Source organism: Arthrobacter sunyaminii (assembly GCF_018866305.1).
Lineage (GTDB): Bacteria > Actinomycetota > Actinomycetes > Actinomycetales > Micrococcaceae > Arthrobacter_B > Arthrobacter_B sunyaminii.
In genome coordinates this window covers 1,860,423-1,883,615 of record NZ_CP076456.1, presented here as the reverse complement: position 1 = coordinate 1,883,615, position 23,193 = coordinate 1,860,423, and the positions used below count along the sequence as shown (strand labels likewise).

Sequence of the window (23,193 nt, the reverse complement as noted above, 5' to 3'; positions counted from 1 at the left end):
CCCGCTTAGACGGACGGTGGGGGAAGCTGAAAGATGAACCGGTCCTCGGGTGACCACAGATGTTGGTCGTCGCACCAATACCCTCGCAGCCACGAATGCCCGTCAACGACGCGGAGATAAAAGCCCTTGGGATACTCATGGTCAGCGCGAAAAGCTTCGGCTGCCACGGTGAGACCGCCTTCGGGCGCCCGTCCGGACGACATGACGGAGTCGCGGGAAGCCGTCTGATCGGTCCACACCATACGCAAGTAGGGTCCGGCGTCCATCGGGCACAGCAGTAAGCCCTGTTGCTGTGCAGCCTCGAAGATTTGGGGAAGCGTCGCCCCGTTGGAAAGCCCCAGCTCGGCGACCGTCCGCTCCGTGACCATCACGGAATGAGAGTCCCGCTCATCGAAGACAACGTCCTGCAGCAGGGTTTCTGCATGAACGTTGAGCAGAATGCCATGCGAGTCCAGCCGGCTCATCAGCTCAGGACGGGAAAGCCCACCGATCTGTACTTCGAGTTTTTCGATGCGGGTTCTGTCCGGCATGCGGCTCCTTAACGAGGTGGTGCTCTGTTGCCTAGCTGGGTTCTGTGCCCGTCCGGCCCCAATGGACCATGGCATCTCGAAGATGAGCCGGAGTGAGCATGAATTTCGGGATCAGCTCCTCCCAGCCGCGTTCTTTCACGCGTTGGTTGTAGTCAGCATGGGCTGCGTCCACGGGATTACTCTCGTCCAGCCCGGACCCGTCTTCCCCCATCAGGCTCAAGTGGTAGATCCACGTTGATCCGTCTGCTTCCTCATGCCGGAACGATGCCTCAAAAACAGCACGCTCTGCCGGCAACGTTTCCACACATTCGTCGTACCGGCTGTTGAGCATAGTCATCCACTGATCGAACTCTTCTTCCATTCCCTCGACAATCCGTGAACGGCTCAATTGCAGTTGAAGCCCGCTGGGCACCGAGGCCGGCATCATGTGTCCAGGAAAGTCTCTGGGTACGGGGCGGAATGGAACGTAGGGCTGTTGCTCATTCATCCGGCAATTCTCACATAAGAAGGCCTAGGGGCCTCGGTACCGCACTGCGAGAGCATCTTGCATAAGGGCTTCGAACATTTCGGTCATATAGACAGCGATACCCGCATATTCCGCAATCAAGTCAGCACCGTCCCCGAGAACGGCTCGAACCGGGTCCAGTGCCGGCGTAGCTGCGTCAGCGGCGGCAGCGCCCAGCAGCTCCAGCCGCTCTTGGGCCGAGGTATAGCCGATTTCAAACACCGTCCAGTGGAACAGGTGCATCAGGGCGGAATCGCGGTCGAAGCCGTCATGCGCAGGCATGGATGCTTCTTCCTCCGCAGTGAGTTCGAAGTCCTTGTGAAGTGCCAGGCCGAAGTCCGTAAAAAGCAGCCTCCCGTTCCGGACGAGGATGTTCCCCGGATGCACGTCAAAGTGCTGGAAACCCTGTCTGTTCATCCATGCTGTGGCTTCCAGGAGCTGGTCAACAGCTTGAGGAAAGACGGTTGCCCCGGTGCCCTCGGCCAGACTCCGTCGCACCCAGGCGCCCAGAGTTTCCGGCACATACTCAAGGAAGAACACCATGCTTTTGGAAGCGTCCTTAATCGCGGCGAGCTTGGTTTGGATCTGGGGCCAGTGTGATCCCCACCGGCGTGGAGGAGCATCGCCGTCGAACTCGCTATGGTCTGCCTCGCACTTCACATCAAGAACCCGGCACCCGAGCAAAAGCGGAAAGAAATCCACCACGCCCGTGCGCACCCACCGGGATGTGATCCGATGTGCTGCCAGTTCACGCCCGACCGCTTGGGTGGGGCTCCCTATCCCGTAATGGGTGACGAAGGGAAGCTGGAGCCGGCTAGAGGTGCCACCCGGATCCGCTTCTTCGATGCTTGTCAGTGGGAGCTGTTTTATAAAGACAGTGGTTTCACCGATGCGCACCGTCTTAGTTGTTCCCCCAATGCCGACGCCTACTTCCTCAGCATCATCAACAAGTATCCGAATGCCGGCATCGTCCAGGCCGTTGAGAATGGACGAGATGGCTCGGGCTTCATCTAAGCGGACAGTCATCTTAGCGATAGACGCGACTGATGGCGGCCGTAATCTGAGAGAGTCTGATCCACATCAGGAAACGTTGCAAAGGTCGCAAAAGAAACCGTATTCCCTGGCGCGCAGTGCATGTCATTGTCGCTCTTAATTCTGTTCCCCCCGTCGTGGGAGCGAGGTCAAAGGTAACAGTGACGGGAGGGCTCTTCGGCGCGTCCGGGTAGGCAAACCGCCAGGAGATATGTGCCCGTTCCCCGGACGGCATGAGTTGAAGCGTTCGACGCCGGAACCTCGTATCGACCTTCAGCGGCTTTCCATCCGGGCGAGTAGTGGACACGTGTGCCGCCCAAATCCCGTTCCCCGTCGCAACATCTTCGACGCAGCTAATCATCGGTTCCCAGTCCGGAACCCGGGCCGGATCCGTAAGGAGCGTCCGGACATCATCAACGGGTGCCGGAATAAAGGATTCGATGGCACTACCGGATTGACCGCGACGGCGGGTTTTGCCAGCCGTACTTGGTGCGGGTGCGGGCGTGCTCCGGTTAAGTGCCGTGAGAACTTCCTCGGATGTGGTCCCCAGCCGCGGCAGCAGGTCCGCGATCAGCCCGCTGGGTTCACTCACCAGTTCCCGCAGCACCGCCGCGGCATCAGCGGTGCCTGCCTTGTCGCCGGCCCGGCGAATGAGATCCGAGGCACGCTTGGACCATTCGTATCCACCGGTCTCGTGAAAAACAATGTTCCCGGCCGCAGGCAATTCGAGGGTGATCCCGAGCGAAGCAATCTGCTCCCGCTGATACTGCTCCACAGCAGCGCGGGCAGCCCTGATGGTGATACCCAGCTCGCGAAAAACCGTCCCCGCTGTTTGCTCGCTAAGCACAAGCGCCAAAAGCAGGTCCTCGAGGTCCGCTTCACGCGCCCCTCGCCGGGAGGCTTCCTCCATGGCGGCCAATGTAAGCGTTTGGGTTGTCGCGGCATAACGGGTAAATCTGCTCATGTTCGTCTCCGGGAAATAGGGATGGAGGGATCAACGCGCTTGGAGTACTTTTTGTGAACCGCCTGACGCGTGACGCCGAGGGCATCCGCAATGGACTGCCAACTCATGCCGGACCGGAGGGCAGCCTCAACCTGCCGCAGCTCCAATGCATCCGATGTGGCGCGCAGCGCAGCCACAGCCCTCAGGCCGGCACGCGGATCAGTTGTATCTGCTGCAGCAGCCGCAACATCGGATGAGTTCATGCCGTCAACCTAGGTTGCTTAGCAGCAGGTTGTCAACCAAAGTTGCTGCATCGCTTTCACGGATCCGGGGCGGTTTCCCGCACGTCCAGGTGTTGGAGCTGGGAGGGGAACGGGGTTCATCTCGAAGACGTAGGTGATGTTGAGGCACCGGTGAGAATCATCCTCGTGCACGGCGCCGGCAGAAAGGCCGCAGCCACATCGCCAACGCGCCGGGTCTCGTCAGGCAAGTACTGAGCGACCGCAGCGGCGGTGGCGGGCGGGTACCCCCTCGGCGCTCGAACGCTGCGGCCATTTCCCGGTAGAGGAACCGGGCATCGGCCAGATGATTGACGCTGTAGCCCGGGTGCGAGAGCGCGCGCTAGCCCGCTGAGGGGATATGGGCGGAGCGGATCTGGTGCTGACGGCCTGAGGCGAAGCGGTGGTGTGGCAACCGGCACGGGACCGGCGCCCGCCCCTTGTCAGGCGACCAGCCGGAAGGAAGAGTTGTACGGACCTCGCGGTGGCCGTCCCGGAAGTTCCACGGAAAGGACAAACCGTTCATGACTGAGCGAAAAGCGTGCAGGAAATGCAGCAACCCAAGGAGCGCAACACGGTGAGGATCCTGGTCACGGGTTCAGCGGATGGTCTTGGAAGATCAGCGGCGGAGTCGCTGCTCGCCGCAGGGCACGACGTCGTTGTTCACGCCCGCAACCAGGAGCGGGCGGCAGCGCTCGAGCCGCTGATCAACCGCGGGGCGGAGCTCGTCGTCGCCGACTTCAGCGACCCGGACGCGGTGCGCCGTGCCGCCGCAGAACTCAATGCCGGCAACCCGCTGGACTCCGTCATTCACAACGCCGGGTTGGCCCGCGGCACGGCCGTCATGCCCGTGAATGTTGTTGCACCCTATCTTCTGACCGCACTGCTCGACGGGCCGCAGCGGCACGTCTATCTGAGCAGCAACGACCACTACGCCGGGCGCGCCTCACTCGCCGGAGTTGACTGGCAGGGCAGGACGGCCGGTTCGTACGCGGACAGCAAGTTGTACGTCACCGCATTCGCCGCGGCGCTGGCCCGGCTGCGGCCGGAGCTGCTCAGCAACTCGGTGGATCCCGGCTGGGTCCCCACTAAAATGGGCGGCGCCGGAGCACCGGACGATCTGGCGCTGGGCCACCAAACCCAGGAATGGCTTGCCTCCAGCGAAGAGCCGGACGCCCTGACCAGCGGCGGGTATTGGTACCACCGGCGGAGGCGGCAGCCGCACCCGGCAGTGAACGACGTCGACTTTCAGGACAGTCTGCTCCAGGCCTTGGAGGAAGAGACCGGAACGCCGCTGCAGGTTTAAAGGCTATGACGGGATCCTCCGTTCCCGCCGGAAAGCGACCGCAACTCATTGACTCGCACCGCGGCGGCAGGACAGGGTTTTGCGTATGAAAAGGGCAGCGGACGACGACGGCGGCGCCGGGTCCGGTGCCGCGACGGCCCTGGACTGGGCCTTCTTCGTCTTCAGCGGCCTCGCCTCCATCTGGTTTGCCGGACTGCTGCTGGTGCGCGGCTCGCTTGAGCTGGGGTATATCGGCTTCCTCGTGGTGTTTTGGGTTGTCCTCGCCTATCTGGTGTTGCCCCGCGTGGACCGGGTACTGACGCAGATCTTCATCCCGGACTATTTCATGGGCCGCACCCGTACCAGCGCCGGCCTGTTCGGGGATGCCGTCAACCTGGCCTTTTTGGGCAGCGAGCAGCAGCTGCGCACAGCACTGGAGCGGACGGGCTGGGTCCTCGCGGATCCGGTGACCCTGACCAGCAGTTGGCGGATTGTTACCTCCACGCTGCTGCACCGCAGCTATCTCCAGGCGCCGGTAAGCCCGCTGCTGTTGTTCGGACGGCCACAGGACTTTGCCTATCAGCAGGAGGTCAACGGCAATCCGCGGCAACGTCATCACGTCCGGTTCTGGCGGTGCCCCGAAGGGTGGTTGCTGCCCGGAGGCATCGCGACGGACTGGCTGGGGGCCGCGTCCTTTGACCGTGCCGTGGGGCTGTCCCTGTTCACTCTGCAAGTCACGCACCGGGTCGGCGAGAACATTGATGCCGAACGGGATTATCTGGTCTCCTCGATGCAGCAGGCTTTCCCCGAGGTGTCGGTGAACGTCATCAAGAATTTCTCCACGGGGTACCACTCCCGCAACGGAGGCGGCGATTCGATCGTCACCGACGGCGACCTGCCCGTCACGAATCTCACCGCACTGCCTCAGACACCCGCAGTCGGTGCGGCGTCCGGCAATTCCCCACCCTCACCTAACCCTGTGTTCTCCGCTCAGTCCGGGACGGAGCGCCGCCGCATCCGGCGGCCCCCGCCGGTAATCTTCGGCGCCGGACTGGTGTTCCTGCGCGGACTCGCTGCGTTGACGGTGGCTGCCCCGTTCCTGGCGCGGGTCACCGAAGTACCCTGGGTCAGCACACTGGTGAACGAAGTGTTGGGCGAGCAAAGCTCCGAACTCGCAAATCTGGGCAGTGCCTACGCACCGGCAAGCGTCACTCTGGCGGTGTTCGCCTGTGTGGAGGCCGCGCTGGCGGTGTTTATCCTGCGCGGCAGCAACGCTGCACGGGTGACGGCGATGTTCCTCAGTTCGGGCGCCATCATTCTGCAGGTTGCCGCGGTGTTCTCCGGCTCGGCATTCACCCTTGGCTCGAACCTGCTCGGTTATTCGTTCGACATCCTGCTGATCCTCGCCCTCTCCAGTGACAGGGCAAGGGTCTATGCACGCATGCAGAGTCACCGCCGCCGCAGGGCACGCATCCTCTTAGCGAAGCAGCGCAGACCGCTTACCGGCTAAGGCTCCGGGCAGGCTTAGGCGTCAGCCCGCCAGACCACCTTGAACCGCTCAAGCACCAGCTCGTCGGACTCGGACCAGCTGATCCCCCGCGCCGCAGCGGTGCGCTCCCAGTACCTGCGGTGTTCGCGCCGCCAGGAATCCAAGCTCAGGTCATCCTCGCCTTCGTCGCGCGCAAAAGCTGCATCGACGTCAAGAAAGGTGCCCAGGCGAAGTTCCGTGGTCCGCAGGATAGCCCGCGGGGCACCGGTGCTGTCACAGACAATCCAGTGGATGCCGATCCGCGGCAGCTGGTCCCCTTCCTCCGCATATTCGGCAACGAGCGAAGAGGTGGCGGTTTTCCTGCCGTCCAGCACCAGTGCGAGGAGCTCATCGGCCAGCCTTGGGGAATCCCCGAAGGTTTCCACGTTGTACTGGCTGTCAGCGGCAGCCTGCTCGGGGTTGGCGGCGGCGTAGGCATCCCAGAGAACGGCCGCGGCGTCGAAGTCCGGTTCAATCGAATCAGTCGGGGTGTCCATGGTTCCCAGTCTGCCACTGCGGCGGTGCCTGCGCCCACACCCTTACGCAGGACGACGGCGGCACCCGCGTGCCGCCGTCGTCCTGCCGTGGATCGAAACTAGCCCTGTGACTGCCGGGCCGGCAGCAGCGGGGCGAAGAAATCCCCGAGCTCCGCCGTTGCCGTCAGCGGCAGGACGTTGGCCACGTACTGGTCCGGGCGGACCACCACCATCACTCCGCCGCGGTCCAGGCCGCGTTCCTCGAAAATGTCAGCCTTTGGATCGGCACCGTAAACCTTGGCGAGGTCCGTGAGCCGGTAGGGGCCCACCTCGGGCTTGAACACTGACGGCACCGCGTTGAGGTCGATGCCGGTGTGGTCCTGCTGGTAAATGACCTTGACGTCAAACCAGGCGTCGCGGTCTGCACCCTCCGGCGTGGCTGCCAGCGGCGACTCGGGAGCGGTGTCCAGCCACCGGGCCAGGTCGCTGACCGGCGAGGCAGCTCCGGCCGGCGCCGCGTCGGCGAAGACGTAGATCCGCCAGCGGCCGTCCGCCTTGGCCTGGTGGCCGAGGTGAACCGGATTGGTGTCCGAGACGCGTCTCACGGGTGCGGACTTGAAGCGCTTGCCTAAGGGAAAACCGGCAGCCAGGTCCTGGTGCTTGGCTTCGGCGATGACCATCGACGGCGTGTACTCCGTCATGAAACCGGCCGGGAATTCGGCGGTGCGCACGTAAAAGTCCTCAAGGTCCGAGGGGTTCTCGAACTCCTCGGGCCGCTTAGCCATCAGCGTGGACCATTCCTTATCGAAATTGATGAGGTTCTGAGCCACCACCTGGCGCTCGGCTGAATAGGTGGAGAGCAGGCTCTCCGGGCTGCGGCCGTCCAGTACATGGCCGAGCTTCCAGCCGATGTTAAAGCCGTCCTGCATGGAGACGTTCATGCCCTGGCCGGCTTTGGCACTGTGCGTGTGGCAGGCGTCGCCGGTGATGAACACGCGCGGGGTGCGGGTGCCGACGTCGGCGGGCAGTACGTCGTCGAACCGGTCGGTGAGCCTGTGGCCCACTTCGTAGACGCTGTGCCAGGCCACGTTGCGGACGTCGAGCGTGTAGGGGGCCAGGATGCCGTTGGCTTTGGCGATGATCTCGTCGATGGTGGTCTTGCGGACAGCACCGTTGTCATCCTCGGGCACCACACCGAGATCCACGTACATCCGGAACAGGTGCCCGCCCTCACGCGGAATGAGCAGGATGGAGCCGCCGTTGGAGGACTGGATGGCGCACTTGGTGCGGATATCGGGGAAGTCAGTGTTTGCCAGGACATCCATCACGCCCCAGGCATGGTTTGCCTTGTCTCCCTCGAGGGTGCAGCCGATGGCGGAGCGGACCTTGCTGCGTGCGCCGTCAGAGCCCACCACATACTTGGCCTTCACCGTGCGTTCGGTGCCTTCATCCGGACCTGCAGTGCGCAGGAGGGTGACGGTCACCGGGTACTCGGCGTCGTCGTCGACCTCCAGGCCAACAAACTCGAAGCCGTAATCGGGAGCCATGCGGGTGGGCGCGTAGGCCATGACCCGGGCGAAGTAGTCCAATACCCGGGCCTGGTTCACGATCAGGTGCGGGAACTCGCTGATGCCGGCTTCATCATCGAGGGCGCGCCCGGAGCGGACAATGCGCGAAGGGTCCTCGGGGTCGGGGCGCCAAAAGCACATCTCGGTGATCCGGTAGGCCTCAGCGGTGATCTCCTCGGCGAAGCCAAACGCCTGGAAGGTTTCAACGCTGCGGGCCTGGATGCCGTCTGCCTGGCCCAGAACCAGCCGTCCGTCGCGGCGCTCCACGATCCGGGTGGTGATGTTCGGGAACTGGGACAGCTGCGCGGCGGTGAGCATGCCGGCCGGACCTGAGCCGACAATCAGGACGTCAACCTGATCCGGGAGTTCCGCAGGGCGGTCAAGGCCCATGCCTGCGGCCGGCTGAATGCGCGGGTCTCCGGATACGTAGCCGTGGTGGTGGAACTGCACGGGCGTCCTCACTTCTTTGTGTCTGCGGACCGACTGGGGTTTCACGTGTTCAAACAGCGACTGTTGTTCGTTATTTGAACAGCCAGTTCAGTATTCGAATCAAGCTGGTGTTCACTGTACTGGAAGTATGATGCGCGTCACAAGCAGGATGCCAAGTGCGACGGTTGGGGAAACTGCCGCTTGCGGGACTGTTAGCAGCCGGGGAAACTTTGCAGTCTCCCTTAGCAGGCCTCAGCCGTCAACGGTGTGTGTACCGACAGCCCGGCTCTTTAGACGCTTTTGACCCGTTCCAGCCTTGCAGCCTTGCCTTTGCGCAGCGCCCCTGTGAGCGTGGCGGCCCGGGCGTCCTTCACTGGGACATGCCGCCGCACCGAGAGGGAAACACCATGCGCACCCCTACACCCCGTGACCATCAATTGTTAGCCGGCGATCAACATGCAGCGAGCGTCCGGCGCAGGACATTCCTGGGCGGCGTAGCCGGAACCACGGCTGCCGGACTCGCGGGCCTGAGCCTGCTCACGGCGCCTTCGGCCGTTCCTGCACCCGCCGCCCCCGCCATCCCCGGCACGGACACCGATCCGCTGGACCTGCTAAAACGGATGCTGTCCTTCGATACCCAGAATTTCGGAACAGGAGCCAGCACCCGCCCCCATGCCGAGATGCTGAGGGAGGTCTGGACCCGCGCGGGAGTTCCGGTCGAGATCATCGACACGCCGCAGCCAAACAATGTGCATCTCATCGCGCGAATCCCGGGCACCGGCCGGGCCGACCCCCTCCTGCTGCTGGGCCACTCCGATGTGGTGCCGGTGGAGCTGGAGAACTGGACAGCCGATCCGTTCAGCGGCGAGGTGCGCAACGGTGAAATCTACGGACGCGGCGCACTGGACATGAAGGGGGCAAACGCCGCTTCCATCGCGGCCCTGCTGCGCCATCTGAGCGAAGGCGCCCGTTTCGACCGGGACATCATTGTGCTCACGGACTGCGACGAGGAAGCGGGATCCTTCGGTTCGCGCTGGCTCGCAGCTAACTACTGGGACAAACTCGACGCAGGTTCCGTGCTTACGGAGGGAGGCTGGTTCCTGGCCCAGGAGGACCAAACCACCCCCATGCTCATCAGCGCAACGAGGCAGGACAAGGTTTACTTCAATATCGACCTCATCGCACGGGGCACCGCCACCCACTCCTCCAAACCGCTCAGCGATGCCGCCATAGTCACCCTGGCACGCGCCGTCGCGAAGCTGGGCGACTGGCAGGCTCCGGTCTATCTCACGGATGTGACCCGCGAGTATTTCAGAGCCCTGGCGGAGGCCACCAGGAACCGGGGATTCGCCCAAGCACTGCGGAGGATGCTGGAGGCACGGAACCCTCAAATGCTGGACCGCTGGGCACGCATGGTGATCGCCAAGTCGCCCTACCCGGCATTGCACAGCGCACTGCTGCGCACCACCCACGCCTTTGTCATCGAGAACGCGGGCTACAAGGAGAACGTCATTCCGTCCTCTGCCGAGGCACGCTTGAACTGCCGCGCCATTCCCGGGGGCCAGAAGCCGCGGGAATTCCTGGCCCAGGTCCGCGACCGGCTGTCCGGCAAGGACGTGGAAGTGAGGATCGCGGCCCCTGAAGGCGTCTCCGAAGAGGATTATCTGGCCACGCTGGACCAGACTTGGGCCACTCCTCCGGCGGACACCAACACGGATCTGTTCCGGGCGCTGAAAACGGCGGCCCGGAAGACCTACCCCGGAGCCCGCTTCACTCCCGCCCTGTTCGAGGCGGGAACCAGCCTGGCCCCGTGGCGCGACCGCGGAATCCCGGGCTACGGCGTCTACCCTTATGTCCTCAGCAACGAACAGCTGATTGGGATGCACGGCAATGACGAACGCATTTTCACTGCTGCGCTGGAGCAGGGAACAAACTACATGTACTCCGTCTTTTCCGGCTTCAGGGTCTAAACGTCCGAATACAGAGAGGCTGTGCCTGGCCCAGCTTGGCCGGGCACAGCCTTTTCGGTGGTTGCATGGCCTTATGACCGCCGCGGCCGAGCCAACGCCAGGGCAAGAAATGCGCCCGTGCCGGCGAGCAGCAACAGTGAGATGACAATCAGGGAGATCCTGAAAGGAAGTGAGTCGACGGCCACTGCGGAAAGTGCTGTTCCCACCGAAGCGAGGGCAATAAATAAAGCTGCAAAAGCCGGTCGCGTTGGGGCAGGATTGTCTTGGCTCATATCTGAAATGTCTATCAAGCCTCAGCTAATGTCAATTGCATCGCCACCCCGCCGCAAAGGAAAATGCATGCTTGTGAAATGTGCAGTGCTCGACGATTATCAGCATGCCGCCACCCGGTTTGCCGACTGGGGCAGCCTCGGCGAACAGGTTGAGCTGACTGTCTTCACGGATCACCTCACCGGGGAAGATGCCGCGGCAGAGCGCCTGGCCGGGTTCGACGTCGTCGTCCTGATGCGCGAACGGACGCCCTTTCCAGCCAGTCTCCTAGTGCGGCTTCCCCGGCTGAAACTGTTGGTGACCACCGGCATGCGCAACGCGTCCATCGATGTGGAGGCAGCCCGCAACCAGGGCGTGACAGTGTGCGGCACGGCGAGCAACTCCTCTCCCCCGGCGGAGCTGACCTGGGCCCTGATCCTGGGACTGGCCCGTCATCTGGTTCCCGAAGCGACGGCCCTCCGGGACCGCGGGCCATGGCAGCACACCGTCGGCACGGACCTGCACGGTGCCACCCTCGGGCTGCTGGGACTGGGCAAGATCGGTTCGCAGGTTGCACGCGTCGGAACGGCGTTTGGCATGGACGTGCTCGCGTGGAGCTCCAACCTCACCGCAGAACGGGCCGAGGCAACCGGTGCAAGGCTTGCAGCTTCCAAGGAGGAGCTGCTGGCTGAAGCCGACGTCGTCTCCGTCCATCTGGTTCTCAGCGACCGCACGCGGGGCCTGCTCGGCGCCGAAGAGTTAGCCCTCATGAAGCCGACGGCGCATCTGATCAACACATCGCGCGCCGCGATCGTGGATCAGGCAGCCCTTCTGGAGGCGCTGATGCAGGGGCGGATTGCCGGCGCCGGACTGGATGTTTTCGAGGAGGAGCCGCTGCCGGCGTCGTCTCCGTTCCGGGATCTGCCCAATGTCCTGGCGACCCCGCACCTGGGTTACGTGACGGAGCGGAACTACGCCACGTTCTTTCCGCAGGTGGTGGAGGATATTCAGGGATTCCTGGCCGGTGCTCCCCTGCGGATGCTGTAGTTCACCGGGGCCGGGGCGCCTGCGGAGGGATCCCCGGCGAGATCCCTCCGCTTTAGGGAAAAGCGCCCGGTTTGGGCAAAAACTGCCGGTTCGCAACGGCAGGGATTTCCCAAAACGGAGGGAAATGCCCCAAGTCTCCGCGCTAGGCCGGCTGGTAGGCGCCCGCCACCCCTGCCATGGCGTCCAGCGAAGAGATCACCACGTTGGCCGACTGGGTTGCTGCGTCATCCACCTGGTCCCGGAAATCATCCTCCGCTGCAGGCCCGCACAGGTCGGAGATGCCGCGGACAGAAATGAACGGGGCCCCAAAAACGAAGCATGTCTGAGCAATCGCGGAGGACTCCATGTCCGTTGCCAGCGCACCGGGGAAACTACCGGTAATCAGTTCGGCCCTAGCCGGAGTGACAAAGTTGTAGCTGGAAACGATCAGGCCGTGGTGCATCGGAATGGTTCCGCCGGACCGGGCCAGGCGAATGGATTCGGTCAGCGGCTCAGGGGCCGGGTAGGTGTCGGGCATTCCCGGTACCTGGCCGAGCTTGTACCCGAAGGCACGGGCGTCGGCGTCCACATTGATGTACTGGGTTCCCACCACGACGTCGCCAACACGGACACCGGCTCCCAACCCGCCGGCGCTGCCCGCGCTGATCACGACCGGATGCTCAGTGTTTCCGCCGGCACGCTGTGCTTCGAGAAGTGCCGAGGTTGCTGCTCCGGCGGCGTTAACGAGGCCGATGCCGGTTCGAACGAGCACAACGGGGTGGCCAGCCAGAACAGCATCGCGGTGAACCGCATTTCCGATCTGCCGGGCCGGGCCAATATCCTCTGCCCGTTCCATGAAGGGGACAAGCTCGTCTTCCATCGCTACGAGGATGACGAATGCAGCTGAACTCACGCGTACACCACATCCCAGCCGGCGCGTTCCGCAAGGAAGCCCGAAGCCGCCGCCTGCGCCGCTTCGAGGGAGTGGTTGGCGCCCCAGCCGCACTGAACCTCATTGGCGGCAGGCACTTCAGCTGCGCGCAGAACGTCGTTCAACGTCACCTCGATCAGAGCAGCGACCTCTTCAAAGGCCGGAGCGCCCTGCATCATCAGATAGAAGCCCGTCTGGCAGCCCATCGGGGAGAAATCAATCACCTTGTCGGAGTGATTGCGTGAATGTTCGGCAAAAAGGTGCTCCAGGGAGTGCACGGCGTCCATTTCGAGGTGGGCCGCGTTGGGCTGGGTGAACCGAACATCAAACTTGGTAATCACGTCACCGCCCGGAAGCTGCTTTGTGTCGGCAACCCGGATATATGGTGCCGCAACAAGACGGTGGTCGAGGTTGAACGATTCCACATTCATGCGCTCTTGATCCATCTTCATCCTTCTGTTCTGTTCGAGGGGGCGTTCCGCCGTCCGAGCCCAGGGATCCCCCGGCCCCGGCAGCCGCAGTGGCGGCAGGGACAACAGACCAGACTATAGGGTGAAGCTGTTCAAGTTTCTGAATATCGCTGACGCACGGCGTAAAGGTGACCAAGAACGCAAACCCCGGACCCTTCGCGGGTGCGGCAGGATGTTCGTATGACCACTGCGAAAACCGTGCTCTTATTCCTCTTGGCCGCTATTCCTCTTGGCCGCCCTGGCCGAAATCGGCGGCGCCTGGATGGTGTGGCAGGCCGTCCGGGAGGATCGCGCCTGGTGGTGGGCCGGTCTCGGAGTCATTGCCCTGGGGCTCTACGGCTTTGTAGCGACACTTCAGCCCGACGCACATTTCGGGCGGATTCTGGCGGCCTACGGCGGAGTGTTTGTTGCCGGGTCGCTGGCGTGGGGCATGGTCTTTGACGGCTTCCGGCCCGACCGCTGGGATGTCATCGGCTCGATCATCTGCCTCGCGGGAGTAGCGGTGATCATGTTTGCGCCGCGCGCGTCGGCGGTCACCTCGTGACGGCCGACCGCCGGCAGACTCTGGCCGCAGTGTATGCCGACGTCATCCTGGACCACCTGCGCCGCCCCTACCCGTACGCCGAGCAGCAGTCATTGACGGATCCGTGTACGTGACTGACGAAACTCTGTGGTGGACCATGTCACCATGCGGAACTTGTACATTGTCACCCACCCCGAGGCGACCCACCACGTCGAGAACATTGTTGGCGGTTGGCATGACTCGGCACTGACCCCCCGGGCGTGAAAGACGCGGGCCGGATAGCTGCCACGCTGGGCGATCTCCTATCCGGATCCCTGCCCGACGGCGACGGCGGGACGCTCCTCATCAGCTCAGATCTGCGCCGGACGCGGCAGACGGCAGAAACCATCAGCGACCGGCTGGGCCTGGCAATAACTTTCGACCCGGACCTTCGTGAACAGTTGTTGTAACCCACGGCGGTTCAGCCACTTACCTCATTGCTGCCTGGATCAATTTGCCCCTCCACGCCGCCGGCTACGTGAAATTTCGACTGTCCCCGGGCAGCATTACGCATTTGAATGAAGACGATTTCTATCATGACCGGCGCGTTCTGGACCTGAATCTCACCGGTCACCTGGGGATACCCGAAACCCGGTCCTGATCTGTATATTCAAGCCAGTCGCAACCGGACCGGTTGCCAACTTCCGGGAAGGTGCGGACATGGCGAAGCTGGATTTGCGGGTGCGGTTGATCGGACGGGCCCTGCGGAGGATCTCAGTCACCGGCAAGAGCGAGGAGCAGATCCTCACCGATCAGCAGCGCACCGTCGAACACAACCCGGTGCTGGACTGGGTGCTGGGCGGGCTCGCAGCGGGCGTTGACGTCACCAATGACACCGCAGACGGCGGCGAGGGCCGGATCCCGGTCCGGATTTACCGCCCGCACAACGCCCAGGGGCTGTTGCCGCTCGTCATCCTGATTCACGGCGGCGGCTGGACCAGCGGAACCCTGAACACCTACGACTGGCTGGCCAGCAAAATTGCGAAGGAAACCGGAGCCGTCGTCGTATCCCTCGATTACCGGCTGGCACCGACGCACCGCTGGCCCGCTGCGGCCGAGGATTGCTACGCGGCCCTGGTGGATGTGGCCGCGCGTGCGGCGCAATGGCAGGCCGACGGCGGCAGGATCGCCGTCGTCGGCGACAGTGCCGGAGGGAATCTTGCCGCGGTTCTGACGCTGATGGCCCGGGACAGGTCGGGGCCGCCGATCACTTTTCAGGGCCTGATTTACCCCGCCACCGACCTGACCCTGGGCAGCGCCTCGCTGGAGGAAAACGCGGACGCACCCGTGCTCACCAAGAGCGATGTCCTCGCCTTCCGCCGCCACTACGTGCCCGACGACGGCGACCGCAGCAATCCCTACGCCTCGCCCCTTCTTGCCGCAGACCACAGCGGACTGCCTCCGGCACTCATCCAGGTGGCCGAGCATGATCCGATCCGTGACGACGGGCTGCGCTACGCCGAAGTCCTGCGCGCCGCCGGCGTTCCGGTCCGTGTCACCACCTATGTGGGGATGCCGCACGGGTATCTGGCGTTTCCCCGGCTCTGCCGCAGCGCCCCGCAGGCCCTGGCGGAACTTTGCAGCGAATTGCAGCTCGCCCTGGCCCCTGCCGAGGTTCGGTAGCAGCTTTGGAGGGGACGGACAAAGAAAAAAGGCGTCAATAAGGCCTTGACACCGGATATGTGTCAACTTCTAATTGACACATGAAATCTTCACGAGCTGTCATAGCCCTTTTGGCCTTCATCATGCTGGTGGCGGGACTGGCGCTGATCGCCCTGTACCTCATCCTTGACTTGGACGGATTCCTCAAGGGCATGTGCCAGGGGGCAGCGTTCATGCTGATCGTCCTGAGCGTCTATTTTGGCGTTCTCTGTGTCCGCAGACACGGGCTTACCAGCACCCAGACAGACGACTGGCTCCCCAGCCGGGACCGGACGGACCAGCAGTGACGGACCAGCTTGGCGGCACAGATCTTCAGGAGCAGATCGGAGCCCTGATACTCGGCGATTACGACGACGCCGGCAACCTCACCGAGGCGGACCATCTCGCCCTCGTGGCGCGGACTGGTGCGGCTGAACGCGCCAGCCAGCAACTACAGCACCGGGCGGTCGCTGCTGCCCGAAGCGCAGGCGTCAGCTGGGCTGCACTAGGCCGTGAGCTGGGATTGACCCGGCAAGCTGTCCAGCAGCGTTTCGGCGGCCGCACGGAGGAGGGCCTCCCCGATTCTCAGGAACGATGGCTCGGACCGGTGACTGCCTTCGATGAGATGGGTGAACTGGAGCTTGCCGGGAGGATGGGCTGGCGCACCATCGGCGTCGACTGGCTGCGTCACCGCGTGCTGCGCACCGATACCCAGTGGGAGCACCGCCGGGTGCTGTGGACGAAGCCGTCCCACCTCTACGAGACAGACGGCTGGGAGGTCGGCTGCCGGGCCTTCCCCTGGCTTTACCTCGTGCGCGACCTACACAAGGCGCCCGAAACTGCCGCAGCCCCCGAGTCAGAGTGACCCGGGTGGTCTGCCGCGGCGGGGGCTGGCTTACTCCATTTTGACGCCGCTGAGCTGGCTGACGGCCTCCGGGTCACTGTGGTTGAAGAACTGGGTCTTGCCGGTATCGAGGTCAGCGATGGCAGCCATTTCCTGAGGGCTCAGCTCAAAATCGAACACGTCCATGTTCGCGGCCATCCGGTCCACCTGGACGGTTTTGGGGATCACCACAATTTCACGCTGGATCAGCCAGCGCAGCACCACCTGGGCCACGGACTTGCCGTGCTCGGAACTGATGGTGTCAAGGGTCGGGTTCTCGAAGAGGTTGTTTTTCCCCTCCGCGAACGGGGCCCAGGATTCGTGCTGAACGCCGTGGGTATGCATCAGTTCGTTTTCGACCGCCCGCTGGTAGAACGGGTTTGTCTCAATCTGGTTCACGGCCGGGGTGACGTTGTTGTGGAGGATCAAATCCAGCAGCCGGTCAGATCCAAAGTTGGAGACACCAATGGCACGGGCGCCGCCGTCGTTGAAGATCTGTTCCATCGTCCGCCACTCGCCGTAGACATCACCGAAGGGCTGGTGGATCAGATACAGATCCACGTATTCCATGCCCAGGTTCCGCAGCGAGGTTTCGAAGGCCTGCATGGTGGTGGCCTCGCCGTTGTCCTGGATCCAGAGTTTGGTGGTGATGAAGAGTTCGTTGCGGGGGATGCCGCTTTTGTGCACGGCGCGGCCCACGGCTTCCTCGTTCTGATAGGCGGCGGCCGTGTCCAGTGAGCGGTAGCCGGCGTTGAGGGCATTCGTCACGGCCGCTTCGGTCTTGTCCGGCGGGATTTGGTACACACCGAAGCCAAGGATCGGCATAATCACGTCATTGTTCAGGGTGACGTATTCCATCGGGTTTCCTTTCAGTGGCAGCGTTCCTGCCGTTTACGTGCGGGAACGGTATTCCTCGTCGGTGACCAGGTCTCCCCATTCCGATTCGGCGCCTTCCTCCGGCGCCTCCCACATGGCCAGATGAGTCATAAGGGTGTCGGGGGCTGCACCGTGCCAGTGCCACTCCCCCGGCGGGGTGTAGACGGTGTCGCCGGGGCGCATCTCGGTCACCTCGCCGCCGCGCGACTGGATCAGCCCGCAGCCCTCGGTCACGTGCACGGTCTGCCCGACGGCGTGCACATGCCAGGCGGTCCGGGCTCCGGGGGCGAAGTGGACGGAATTCACCCGCATGCGCGACGGCGCGGGCTGAGGTGCGGCGATGACTTCGAACCAGACGTCGCCGGTGAACATGTTGGCAGGTCCCTTGGTGCTGGGCCGGCGCGGTTCCAGTCTCATCGCAGCTCCCTGATGGTGTGCCGGCAAGCGGGGGCCCGTTTGCACCCCTTCGACGTTACAAGCGTGAGGTCTCCTGTGGGAGGTTGGAGGTTCTATTCCAGCCTCGGTGGCCCGAAGTTTTTGCCGCCTGGGGCAAAGAATTCGCAACACCCGTGGGGTTGGACAGACTCAACACGACAACAGCAGTCAGAAAGACATGGCCACGCAGCGGCATCCGGGCACACTGTAGGTTTGAAGCCATGACTGAACGTGTGGGACAGCTTGCGTCCATTTCCCTTGATTGCCCTGATACCGATGTGCTGGCTGAGTTTTATTGCGCGCTTCTGGGACTTGTTGAAGCGTTTGCCACCCCGGACCGCGGCGTGGTGGCGTTGTCCGGGGCCGGCCCCATGCTGACGCTGATGCGTGCCGATGACTACATCCCGCCTTCCTGGCCGGATGGTCCCCAGCGCCAGCAGATGCATCTGGATATTGCCGTGGACAACGTGGACTCAGCAGCGGACGCGGCAGTACGGTTGGGCGCAAAGCCCGCTGACCACCAGCCGGCACCCGGACAGTGGCGGGTACTTCTGGACCCCGCGGGCCATCCGTTCTGCCTTACCGCTGTCCGGCCAAACTAACCCACCCCACCTTGATCCCCTCACACGCGAAGGAAGCCCTCATGAGCGATCGACTTAAAGACAAAGTAGCCCTGATCACCGGAGCAGCAAGCGGCATGGGCGCCTCCCATGCCCGCGCCTTCGTGCGCGAAGGTGCCAAGGTAATGATTGCGGACATCAATGACGACGCCGGTACGGCCCTGGCGGAAGAACTGGGTGAAGCCGCCCGTTACGTGCACCTGAATGTCACCAGCGCCGGGGACTGGGCCGCCGCCGTTGCCGCCACTCTTGAAGCCTTCGGCGAACTCAATGTCCTGGTGAACAACGCCGGGATTCTCGACGGCGGGGCGCTGGGCGAGTATCCGGTGGAGCGCTGGCAGCGGGTCCTGGATATCAACTTGACCGGACCGTTCCTGGGCATGACGGCGTCAGTCGAGGCGTTGAAGGCTTCCGCTCCGTCATCCATCATCAACATTTCCTCCACCGCAGGGTTGGAAGGCATTGCCGGGATGCACGGCTACACGGCATCGAAGTTCGGCGTCCGGGGCCTCACCAAGTCCGCCGCCATGGAGCTGGCCGGCTCTCGCGTCCGGGTCAACTCGGTCCACCCGGGATCCATCCAGACTCCGATGACAGCCGTGATGGGCGAACAGAAGCCGATCGACTTCACCGAAACCACACTCACCCGTCCGGCCGCTCCCGAAGAGGTCACCAGCATGGTCGTGTTCCTCGCCAGCGACGAATCCAGCTTCTGCACCGGGGCCGAATTTGTTGTGGACGGCGGAATTACGGCGGGGAAGATCTATAACGTCTGACCGTGTTCGGCGGACCGGCACTCTTTGCCGGTCCGCCGAACCTCAGGCCCGCTCAACCGGCTGCTGCAGCTCAGTAACCCAGTCCTGCTGGTCATCGGACACGGCCCGGACATAGACCTCCCGGCACGGACCGGACGGCGAGAAGCCGCGGGCGATCATCTCGGCGTGAACGGCCTGCCAGCTTTCCCCGATCCGGTCCATACTGCCCAAGTGAACGCCGCAGATGGCGACCGGCACCGAGGGCAAATCCACTGCGTCCACACCCTCGGGCGCGTCCGAGCTGATGGCATAGCCGGCGAGGATGCGCAAACCGTCTTCGGTCATTTCATACTGGGCAATCGGCTGGTCCAGCCGAACACCTGCGGAAGTCAGGATGTCCCCCACGGCATCGAACAACGGCCCGACGACGCCGGCGACCTCCGGCTGTTCGGCAACCACGGCGCCGCGGGCAGCCAGCCGGACGGCAGGCAGGGACTTGGAGACGATCTCGATCTGTGACATGGAATGTTCCTTTTCAATGAGGTGGAGCCTGCGCTCAACATCGATGAGCCGGGCCGAAGCCGTCCGTTGCTCGCGTTCCACGTCGGCGCGCCGGATGCGGAGCATGTCTGCAATCCGGCCGGCGTCCACACCGGCGTCGAGAATGGAGCAGATGTCCTCCAAACCGAAGCCGAGCTGGCGGAGGGCAACAATCCGGTGCAGCCGTTCCAGCTGCGCGGGATCGTAGGTAACATGTTCCAGTTCTCCCGTCTGCCACTGTGTCAGGGTCAAGTATCGCCTGTGAGCCGCCTTACCCGGGGGATATCCCCACCAGGACGCGGCGGCATGCCCCGTGCCGGCGAACCCCGCGTTACCGGCAGACTTGGGCCATGACACAAACGCTGCCCCGTGCCTCCCGCCGATCAGGGATCCCCGCGCTGTTCCGCGGAAAGACCTGGCTGGCCTTTGCCTACCACTGGATTTCGATCGTGCTGACCACGGCGGCCTTTTTTTACTTTGTGATCACCGTTTCCCTGGGCGTCTCGCTGTTGTTTACGTGGGTCGGGCTGGTGATTCCCGCGACCATGGTGGTGGCCTCCAGGGGCTGGGGCTGGCTGAACCGAGGTCTGGTCCGGCACCTGCTGGGCACTGATCTGCCGGGGCCGGTGCCGTTTGCGCCGAGGCCCGGGTTCCTGGGTTTTCTGCGCAGCGCACTGCTGGACGGGGCCGGTTGGCGGGCGCTGCTGCACATGGTGCTCTCCTGTCTGCTGTCCATCGTCGCCTTCACCCTCAGCGTCACCCTCCTGGCAACCGGATTGGGCGGGGTTACGCACTGGTTTTGGTACCGCTTTATACCGCTGCAGCAGGCCGCCGACGGCTCGTGGCGCCGGGGCACGCAGGTCTTTCCGGAGGTTTACGCGGATACCCCCATGTGGCAGTGGATTTACGCCGGTGCCGGCCTGCTGATCCTTCTATTTGTCTGGCCTTGGATTAACAACGTCACGGCCCGCCTGCAGGCGGGCCTTGCAGCCGCCCTGCTCACCCCCACCGCTTGGAGCCTGCGGGTACGCACCCTGGAGCAGTCCCGCAGCGCCTCGGTAAAGGACGCCGATGAGCGGCTGCACCGGATCGAGCGTGACCTGCATGACGGCACGCAGGCGCAGCTGGTGTCCATCGCCATGAAAGTGGGCGACGTCCGCGACCGTCTGGCCGGAGCAGAGGCCATCCCCGAAATCCTTGCCCTGCTGGACAGTGCCAACGGTACCGCCAAGGAAGCCCTGGCGGACCTGCGCAGCCTGGCCCGCGGCATCCGGCCCGCCGCGCTCGAGGACGGACTGGATACCGCGTTGGAAACCCTGGCCGCGGGCGCGGCCCTGCCTACCTCCGTGACCTATCAGCTGGCCCGCCGCCCGGACCCTGCCATCGAGGCGATTGCTTATTTCTGCGCCAGTGAACTGGTGAACAACGCGGTCAAACACTCCCGCGGCACCCGGATCGACATCGCGGTAGCGGGGAACGACGACGACGGCCTGCGCCTCACCGTGAGCGACGACGGCCGGGGCGGCGCCGTCGGGCACCGCCCCGCAGACGGCACCCGCACCGGCCTGGCTGGACTGCGGGAGCGCGTCGGCTCCGTGGACGGCCTGCTGGACATTCAGTCCCCCGCCGGCGGTCCCACGCTGGTCATGGTGGAGCTTCCGCTATCCTCAAAGGCATGATTCCAGCACTTTCCGTTGCCTTGCCCGTCACGGGCACACACCTCATGCGGATAGCGCTGGCCGAAGACTCGGCCCTGCTGCGGGCAGGTCTCACCGAACTGCTCACCAGCCGCGGGCACATCGTGGCCACCGCCGTCGACAATGCCGCGGATCTGCTCGACGCCGTGGCCGCGGCGGACGACGGCGAGCTGCCCGACGTCGTCGTCCTGGACAACAGGATGCCCCCCACGTTCACCAATGAGGGAATCCGCGCCGCGCTGGAACTGCGCCAAACGTATCCGCAGATTGGGGTGCTGGTGTTGTCGCAGTATGTGGAGACCCGCTATGCCGCTGATCTGCTGGCCGGGCATCCTGCGGGCGTCGGCTATTTGCTGAAGGACCGGGTGGCCGATGTCGCCGATTTTTTGGACGCCCTGGCGCGGCTGGCGCGAGGCGAAACCGTGCTGGATCCGGAGGTGGTCCGGCAGCTCATGGGCGCCTCCCGGCACCGATCGGACCTGGACCGGCTGACCCCGCGCGAGCAGGAGGTGCTGGCGCTGATGGCGCAGGGCCGCACGAATGCCGCCGTCGGCAGCACACTGTTCCTTTCCGCCGGAGCGGTGGAGAAAAACATTACTTCCATCTTCGCCAAGCTCGGGCTGGAACAAAGCCCGGCCGACCACCGGCGGGTGCTGGCCGTTCTGGCCTATCTGCAGTCGGCCTAGGGGCTTCACCTGCGTATGCTGTGCGGCATGACTACAGCGATGGATGATGACACCCGTTATGCGCCGGTGACCGACCAATGAGCGGGCGTATCGTCCTGTTCGGAGCCACCGGATATACCGGTGGGTTGGTGCTGAGCTCACTGCTGCAGCGGGGTATGCGCCCGCTTCTGGCCGGACGCAATGTCGATGCCCTGGCCCGGCTGGCGCGGGAACACGCCGGCTTGGAAATCGCCGCCGCAGACGCCGGGGATCCGGAGAGCATCCGCCGGCTGCTGGAACAGGACGACGTGCTGATCAGTACCGTGGGCCCCTTCGAGCGGTTCGGCCTGGGGGTTGCCGAAGCAGCGGTGCGGGCCGGTGCCCGCTACATCGACACCACCGGAGAGGTGGGGTTTGTCCGCACGCTGCAGGACCGCTTCGGGAGGCAGTCGGAGGAAACCGGCGCAGTGCTGTTGCCTGCCTTCGGGTATGACTATGTCCCGGGAATCTTTGCCGGCGCCCTGGCTGCGCAGCAGGCCGGGGATGCCGGACGCAAGCTCGACGTCGGATACTTCACGTCCGGCTCGCTGCGTCCTGGACTGAGCCACGGCACCCGCAGCACGCTGCGCGACGGACTGTTCCTGCCGGCAGTGCGCTTTAGCAACGGACGCCTGGTTGAAGTGCGGACGGCGGCAGATGTCCATGATTTTCCCGTGATCGGAACGCGCCGGGGACATAAAACGGGATTGCTGGTCCCGGGCACGGAAGTTCTTTTCCTGCCCGATGCGTTTCCCCAGCTGGACAGCGTATCGGTTTACAACGGCTGGTTTTCCCCGTTCAGCCGTGCCATGAGCCTGATGTCCGCGGCCTCTTCTGCGGTAGCACAGTCCCCCCGGGGCCGCCGCGTCATGGAGAAACTGAGCTCGCCGATCGTCGGGAAACCGGGTGGACCTGACAGCGCCCGGCGGGCAAAAACCCGTACACAGGTGGTGGCCACCGTGGCGGGAACGGACGGGGAGCTGCTGTCCGCCGTACAGCTCACCGGCCCCAATGTGTACACGCTGACCGGCGAGCTGATTGCCTGGGGAGCTGAGCAGCTGTGTGACCGGCAGGATCTTGCCCCGGGCGTGGCGAGTCCTCTCAGTGCCTTCGGCCTTGCGAGCCTGACGCGGGGATGTGCCGACGCTGGGTTGGTGCCTGTGGACAGGCGCCAGCCCTAGGGCTTCGCTGGGCGCGGGACTTCCCCTATCTCGGCGCGGCCGCGGTCAGGGCTGAAGGTTGATCAACTGACGGACGGTG

27 protein-coding genes are annotated in these 23,193 nt (G+C 64.0%); 15 read left to right on the top strand and 12 right to left on the bottom strand.

The annotated features are described in order from the left end of the window. Positions 1–5: 5 nt before the first annotated feature. The 3 genes from KG104_RS08385 to KG104_RS08375 are packed head-to-tail and all read right to left on the bottom strand — an operon-like array spanning position 6 to position 1,695. Positions 6–530 carry a hypothetical protein gene (locus tag KG104_RS08385; protein ID WP_207346706.1) on the bottom strand — a complete coding sequence of 175 codons (525 nt, stop codon included), beginning with the start codon at positions 528–530 and terminating at the stop codon, positions 6–8. A 31-nt stretch (positions 531–561) separates the two neighbouring features. Further along, positions 562–1,017, bottom strand: coding sequence for a DUF6176 family protein (locus tag KG104_RS08380; protein ID WP_104054440.1), 456 nt, complete (start codon positions 1,015–1,017; stop codon positions 562–564). A gap of 24 nt (positions 1,018–1,041) precedes the next feature. Then, positions 1,042–1,695 (bottom strand): phosphotransferase, encoded by a 654-nt coding sequence (locus tag KG104_RS08375; protein WP_337925857.1) that lies wholly within the window; start codon positions 1,693–1,695, stop codon positions 1,042–1,044. Between the two features lie 126 nt (positions 1,696–1,821). Between KG104_RS08375 and KG104_RS08370 the strand changes: the two genes are divergently transcribed. Next, complete coding sequence (locus KG104_RS08370) at positions 1,822–2,049, top strand: hypothetical protein (RefSeq protein ID WP_207346704.1); 228 nt, start codon at positions 1,822–1,824, stop codon at positions 2,047–2,049. Positions 2,050–2,062: 13 nt separating this feature from the next. Here KG104_RS08370 and KG104_RS08365 read toward each other — a convergent pair whose 3' ends face one another. Further along, positions 2,063–3,031 carry an SRPBCC family protein gene (locus KG104_RS08365; protein ID WP_207346703.1) on the bottom strand — a complete coding sequence of 323 codons (969 nt, stop codon included), beginning with the start codon at positions 3,029–3,031 and terminating at the stop codon, positions 2,063–2,065. Next, the gene (locus KG104_RS08360; RefSeq protein ID WP_207346702.1) at positions 3,028–3,273 is read right to left on the bottom strand and encodes a hypothetical protein; all 246 of its coding nucleotides are present in this window, start codon (positions 3,271–3,273) and stop codon (positions 3,028–3,030) included. Before KG104_RS08360 ends, KG104_RS08365 begins: the two co-directional genes overlap by 4 nt. A 565-nt stretch (positions 3,274–3,838) precedes the next feature. Here KG104_RS08360 and KG104_RS08355 point away from each other — a divergent pair. Both KG104_RS08355 and KG104_RS08350 read left to right on the top strand, forming a co-directional pair. Next, positions 3,839–4,594: an SDR family NAD(P)-dependent oxidoreductase gene (locus tag KG104_RS08355; RefSeq protein WP_104054845.1), complete on the top strand. Its 756-nt coding sequence runs from the start codon at positions 3,839–3,841 to the stop codon at positions 4,592–4,594. Positions 4,595–4,679: 85 nt separating this feature from the next. Further along, on the top strand, positions 4,680–6,083 hold the full coding sequence (locus tag KG104_RS08350) for an LssY C-terminal domain-containing protein (protein ID WP_207346701.1): 1,404 nt from the start codon (positions 4,680–4,682) through the stop codon (positions 6,081–6,083). A 14-nt stretch (positions 6,084–6,097) separates the two neighbouring features. Here the strand turns inward: KG104_RS08350 and KG104_RS08345 are convergent, their stop codons facing one another. Together KG104_RS08345 and KG104_RS08340 are read right to left on the bottom strand one after the other, a co-directional pair. Further along, entirely contained in the window at positions 6,098–6,598 is a 501-nt protein-coding gene (locus KG104_RS08345) for an ASCH domain-containing protein (protein WP_207346700.1), read from the bottom strand. 98 nt (positions 6,599–6,696) lie between these two features. Continuing rightward, positions 6,697–8,595, bottom strand: a complete 1,899-nt coding sequence (locus KG104_RS08340) for an FAD-binding monooxygenase (protein ID WP_207346857.1) — start codon at positions 8,593–8,595, stop codon at positions 6,697–6,699. 386 nt (positions 8,596–8,981) lie between these two features. Here KG104_RS08340 and KG104_RS08335 point away from each other — a divergent pair, with 386 nt between their 5' ends. Continuing rightward, positions 8,982–10,544 (top strand): M20/M25/M40 family metallo-hydrolase, encoded by a 1,563-nt coding sequence (locus tag KG104_RS08335; protein ID WP_207346699.1) that lies wholly within the window; start codon positions 8,982–8,984, stop codon positions 10,542–10,544. Between the two features lie 339 nt (positions 10,545–10,883). Then, complete coding sequence (locus tag KG104_RS08330) at positions 10,884–11,840, top strand: D-2-hydroxyacid dehydrogenase family protein (protein ID WP_207346698.1); 957 nt, start codon at positions 10,884–10,886, stop codon at positions 11,838–11,840. 142 nt (positions 11,841–11,982) lie between these two features. On the opposite strand, the gene mtnN is transcribed toward KG104_RS08330, so the two are convergent. Both mtnN and KG104_RS08320 read right to left on the bottom strand, forming a co-directional pair. Further along, the gene (gene mtnN / locus KG104_RS08325; protein WP_237688699.1) at positions 11,983–12,732 is read right to left on the bottom strand and encodes a 5'-methylthioadenosine/S-adenosylhomocysteine nucleosidase; all 750 of its coding nucleotides are present in this window, start codon (positions 12,730–12,732) and stop codon (positions 11,983–11,985) included. Then, positions 12,729–13,196, bottom strand: a complete 468-nt coding sequence (locus tag KG104_RS08320; protein WP_104054847.1) for an S-ribosylhomocysteine lyase — start codon at positions 13,194–13,196, stop codon at positions 12,729–12,731. Before KG104_RS08320 ends, mtnN begins: the two co-directional genes overlap by 4 nt. 286 nt (positions 13,197–13,482) lie before the next feature. Between KG104_RS08320 and KG104_RS08315 the strand changes: the two genes are divergently transcribed. From KG104_RS08315 to KG104_RS08295, 5 genes are all read left to right on the top strand, one after another. Continuing rightward, positions 13,483–13,764 carry a YnfA family protein gene (locus tag KG104_RS08315; RefSeq protein ID WP_273545220.1) on the top strand — a complete coding sequence of 94 codons (282 nt, stop codon included), beginning with the start codon at positions 13,483–13,485 and terminating at the stop codon, positions 13,762–13,764. Positions 13,765–14,003: 239 nt separating this feature from the next. Then, positions 14,004–14,192: a histidine phosphatase family protein gene (locus KG104_RS18070; protein ID WP_237688698.1), complete on the top strand. Its 189-nt coding sequence runs from the start codon at positions 14,004–14,006 to the stop codon at positions 14,190–14,192. A 250-nt stretch (positions 14,193–14,442) separates the two neighbouring features. After that, complete coding sequence (locus tag KG104_RS08305) at positions 14,443–15,405, top strand: alpha/beta hydrolase (protein ID WP_207346697.1); 963 nt, start codon at positions 14,443–14,445, stop codon at positions 15,403–15,405. An 80-nt stretch (positions 15,406–15,485) separates the two neighbouring features. Beyond that, complete coding sequence (locus KG104_RS08300; protein ID WP_146068480.1) at positions 15,486–15,731, top strand: hypothetical protein; 246 nt, start codon at positions 15,486–15,488, stop codon at positions 15,729–15,731. Beyond that, complete coding sequence (locus tag KG104_RS08295) at positions 15,728–16,288, top strand: hypothetical protein (protein ID WP_207346696.1); 561 nt, start codon at positions 15,728–15,730, stop codon at positions 16,286–16,288. The genes KG104_RS08300 and KG104_RS08295 overlap by 4 nt, the downstream gene beginning before the upstream one ends. Positions 16,289–16,318: 30 nt before the next feature. On the opposite strand, the gene KG104_RS08290 is transcribed toward KG104_RS08295, so the two are convergent. Together KG104_RS08290 and KG104_RS08285 are read right to left on the bottom strand one after the other, a co-directional pair. After that, entirely contained in the window at positions 16,319–17,164 is an 846-nt protein-coding gene (locus KG104_RS08290; RefSeq protein WP_207346695.1) for an aldo/keto reductase, read from the bottom strand. A 33-nt stretch (positions 17,165–17,197) separates the two neighbouring features. Further along, positions 17,198–17,599, bottom strand: a complete 402-nt coding sequence (locus KG104_RS08285; RefSeq protein WP_104054454.1) for a (R)-mandelonitrile lyase — start codon at positions 17,597–17,599, stop codon at positions 17,198–17,200. 239 nt (positions 17,600–17,838) lie between these two features. On the opposite strand from KG104_RS08285, the gene KG104_RS08280 reads away from it, so the two are divergent. After that, on the top strand, positions 17,839–18,219 hold the full coding sequence (locus KG104_RS08280) for a VOC family protein (RefSeq protein WP_104054455.1): 381 nt from the start codon (positions 17,839–17,841) through the stop codon (positions 18,217–18,219). Between the two features lie 41 nt (positions 18,220–18,260). Continuing rightward, on the top strand, positions 18,261–19,013 hold the full coding sequence (locus tag KG104_RS08275; RefSeq protein WP_104054456.1) for a glucose 1-dehydrogenase: 753 nt from the start codon (positions 18,261–18,263) through the stop codon (positions 19,011–19,013). A gap of 42 nt (positions 19,014–19,055) precedes the next feature. On the opposite strand, the gene KG104_RS08270 is transcribed toward KG104_RS08275, so the two are convergent. Continuing rightward, on the bottom strand, positions 19,056–19,784 hold the full coding sequence (locus KG104_RS08270; protein ID WP_207346694.1) for a MerR family transcriptional regulator: 729 nt from the start codon (positions 19,782–19,784) through the stop codon (positions 19,056–19,058). 98 nt (positions 19,785–19,882) lie between these two features. On the opposite strand from KG104_RS08270, the gene KG104_RS08265 reads away from it, so the two are divergent. From KG104_RS08265 to KG104_RS08255, 3 genes are all read left to right on the top strand, one after another. Beyond that, on the top strand, positions 19,883–21,211 hold the full coding sequence (locus tag KG104_RS08265; protein ID WP_207346693.1) for a sensor histidine kinase: 1,329 nt from the start codon (positions 19,883–19,885) through the stop codon (positions 21,209–21,211). Between the two features lie 44 nt (positions 21,212–21,255). Then, on the top strand, positions 21,256–21,915 hold the full coding sequence (locus KG104_RS08260; RefSeq protein ID WP_207346853.1) for a response regulator: 660 nt from the start codon (positions 21,256–21,258) through the stop codon (positions 21,913–21,915). A 77-nt stretch (positions 21,916–21,992) separates the two neighbouring features. Further along, positions 21,993–23,114, top strand: coding sequence for a saccharopine dehydrogenase family protein (locus KG104_RS08255; protein ID WP_207346692.1), 1,122 nt, complete (start codon positions 21,993–21,995; stop codon positions 23,112–23,114). Positions 23,115–23,193: the final 79 nt, after the last annotated feature.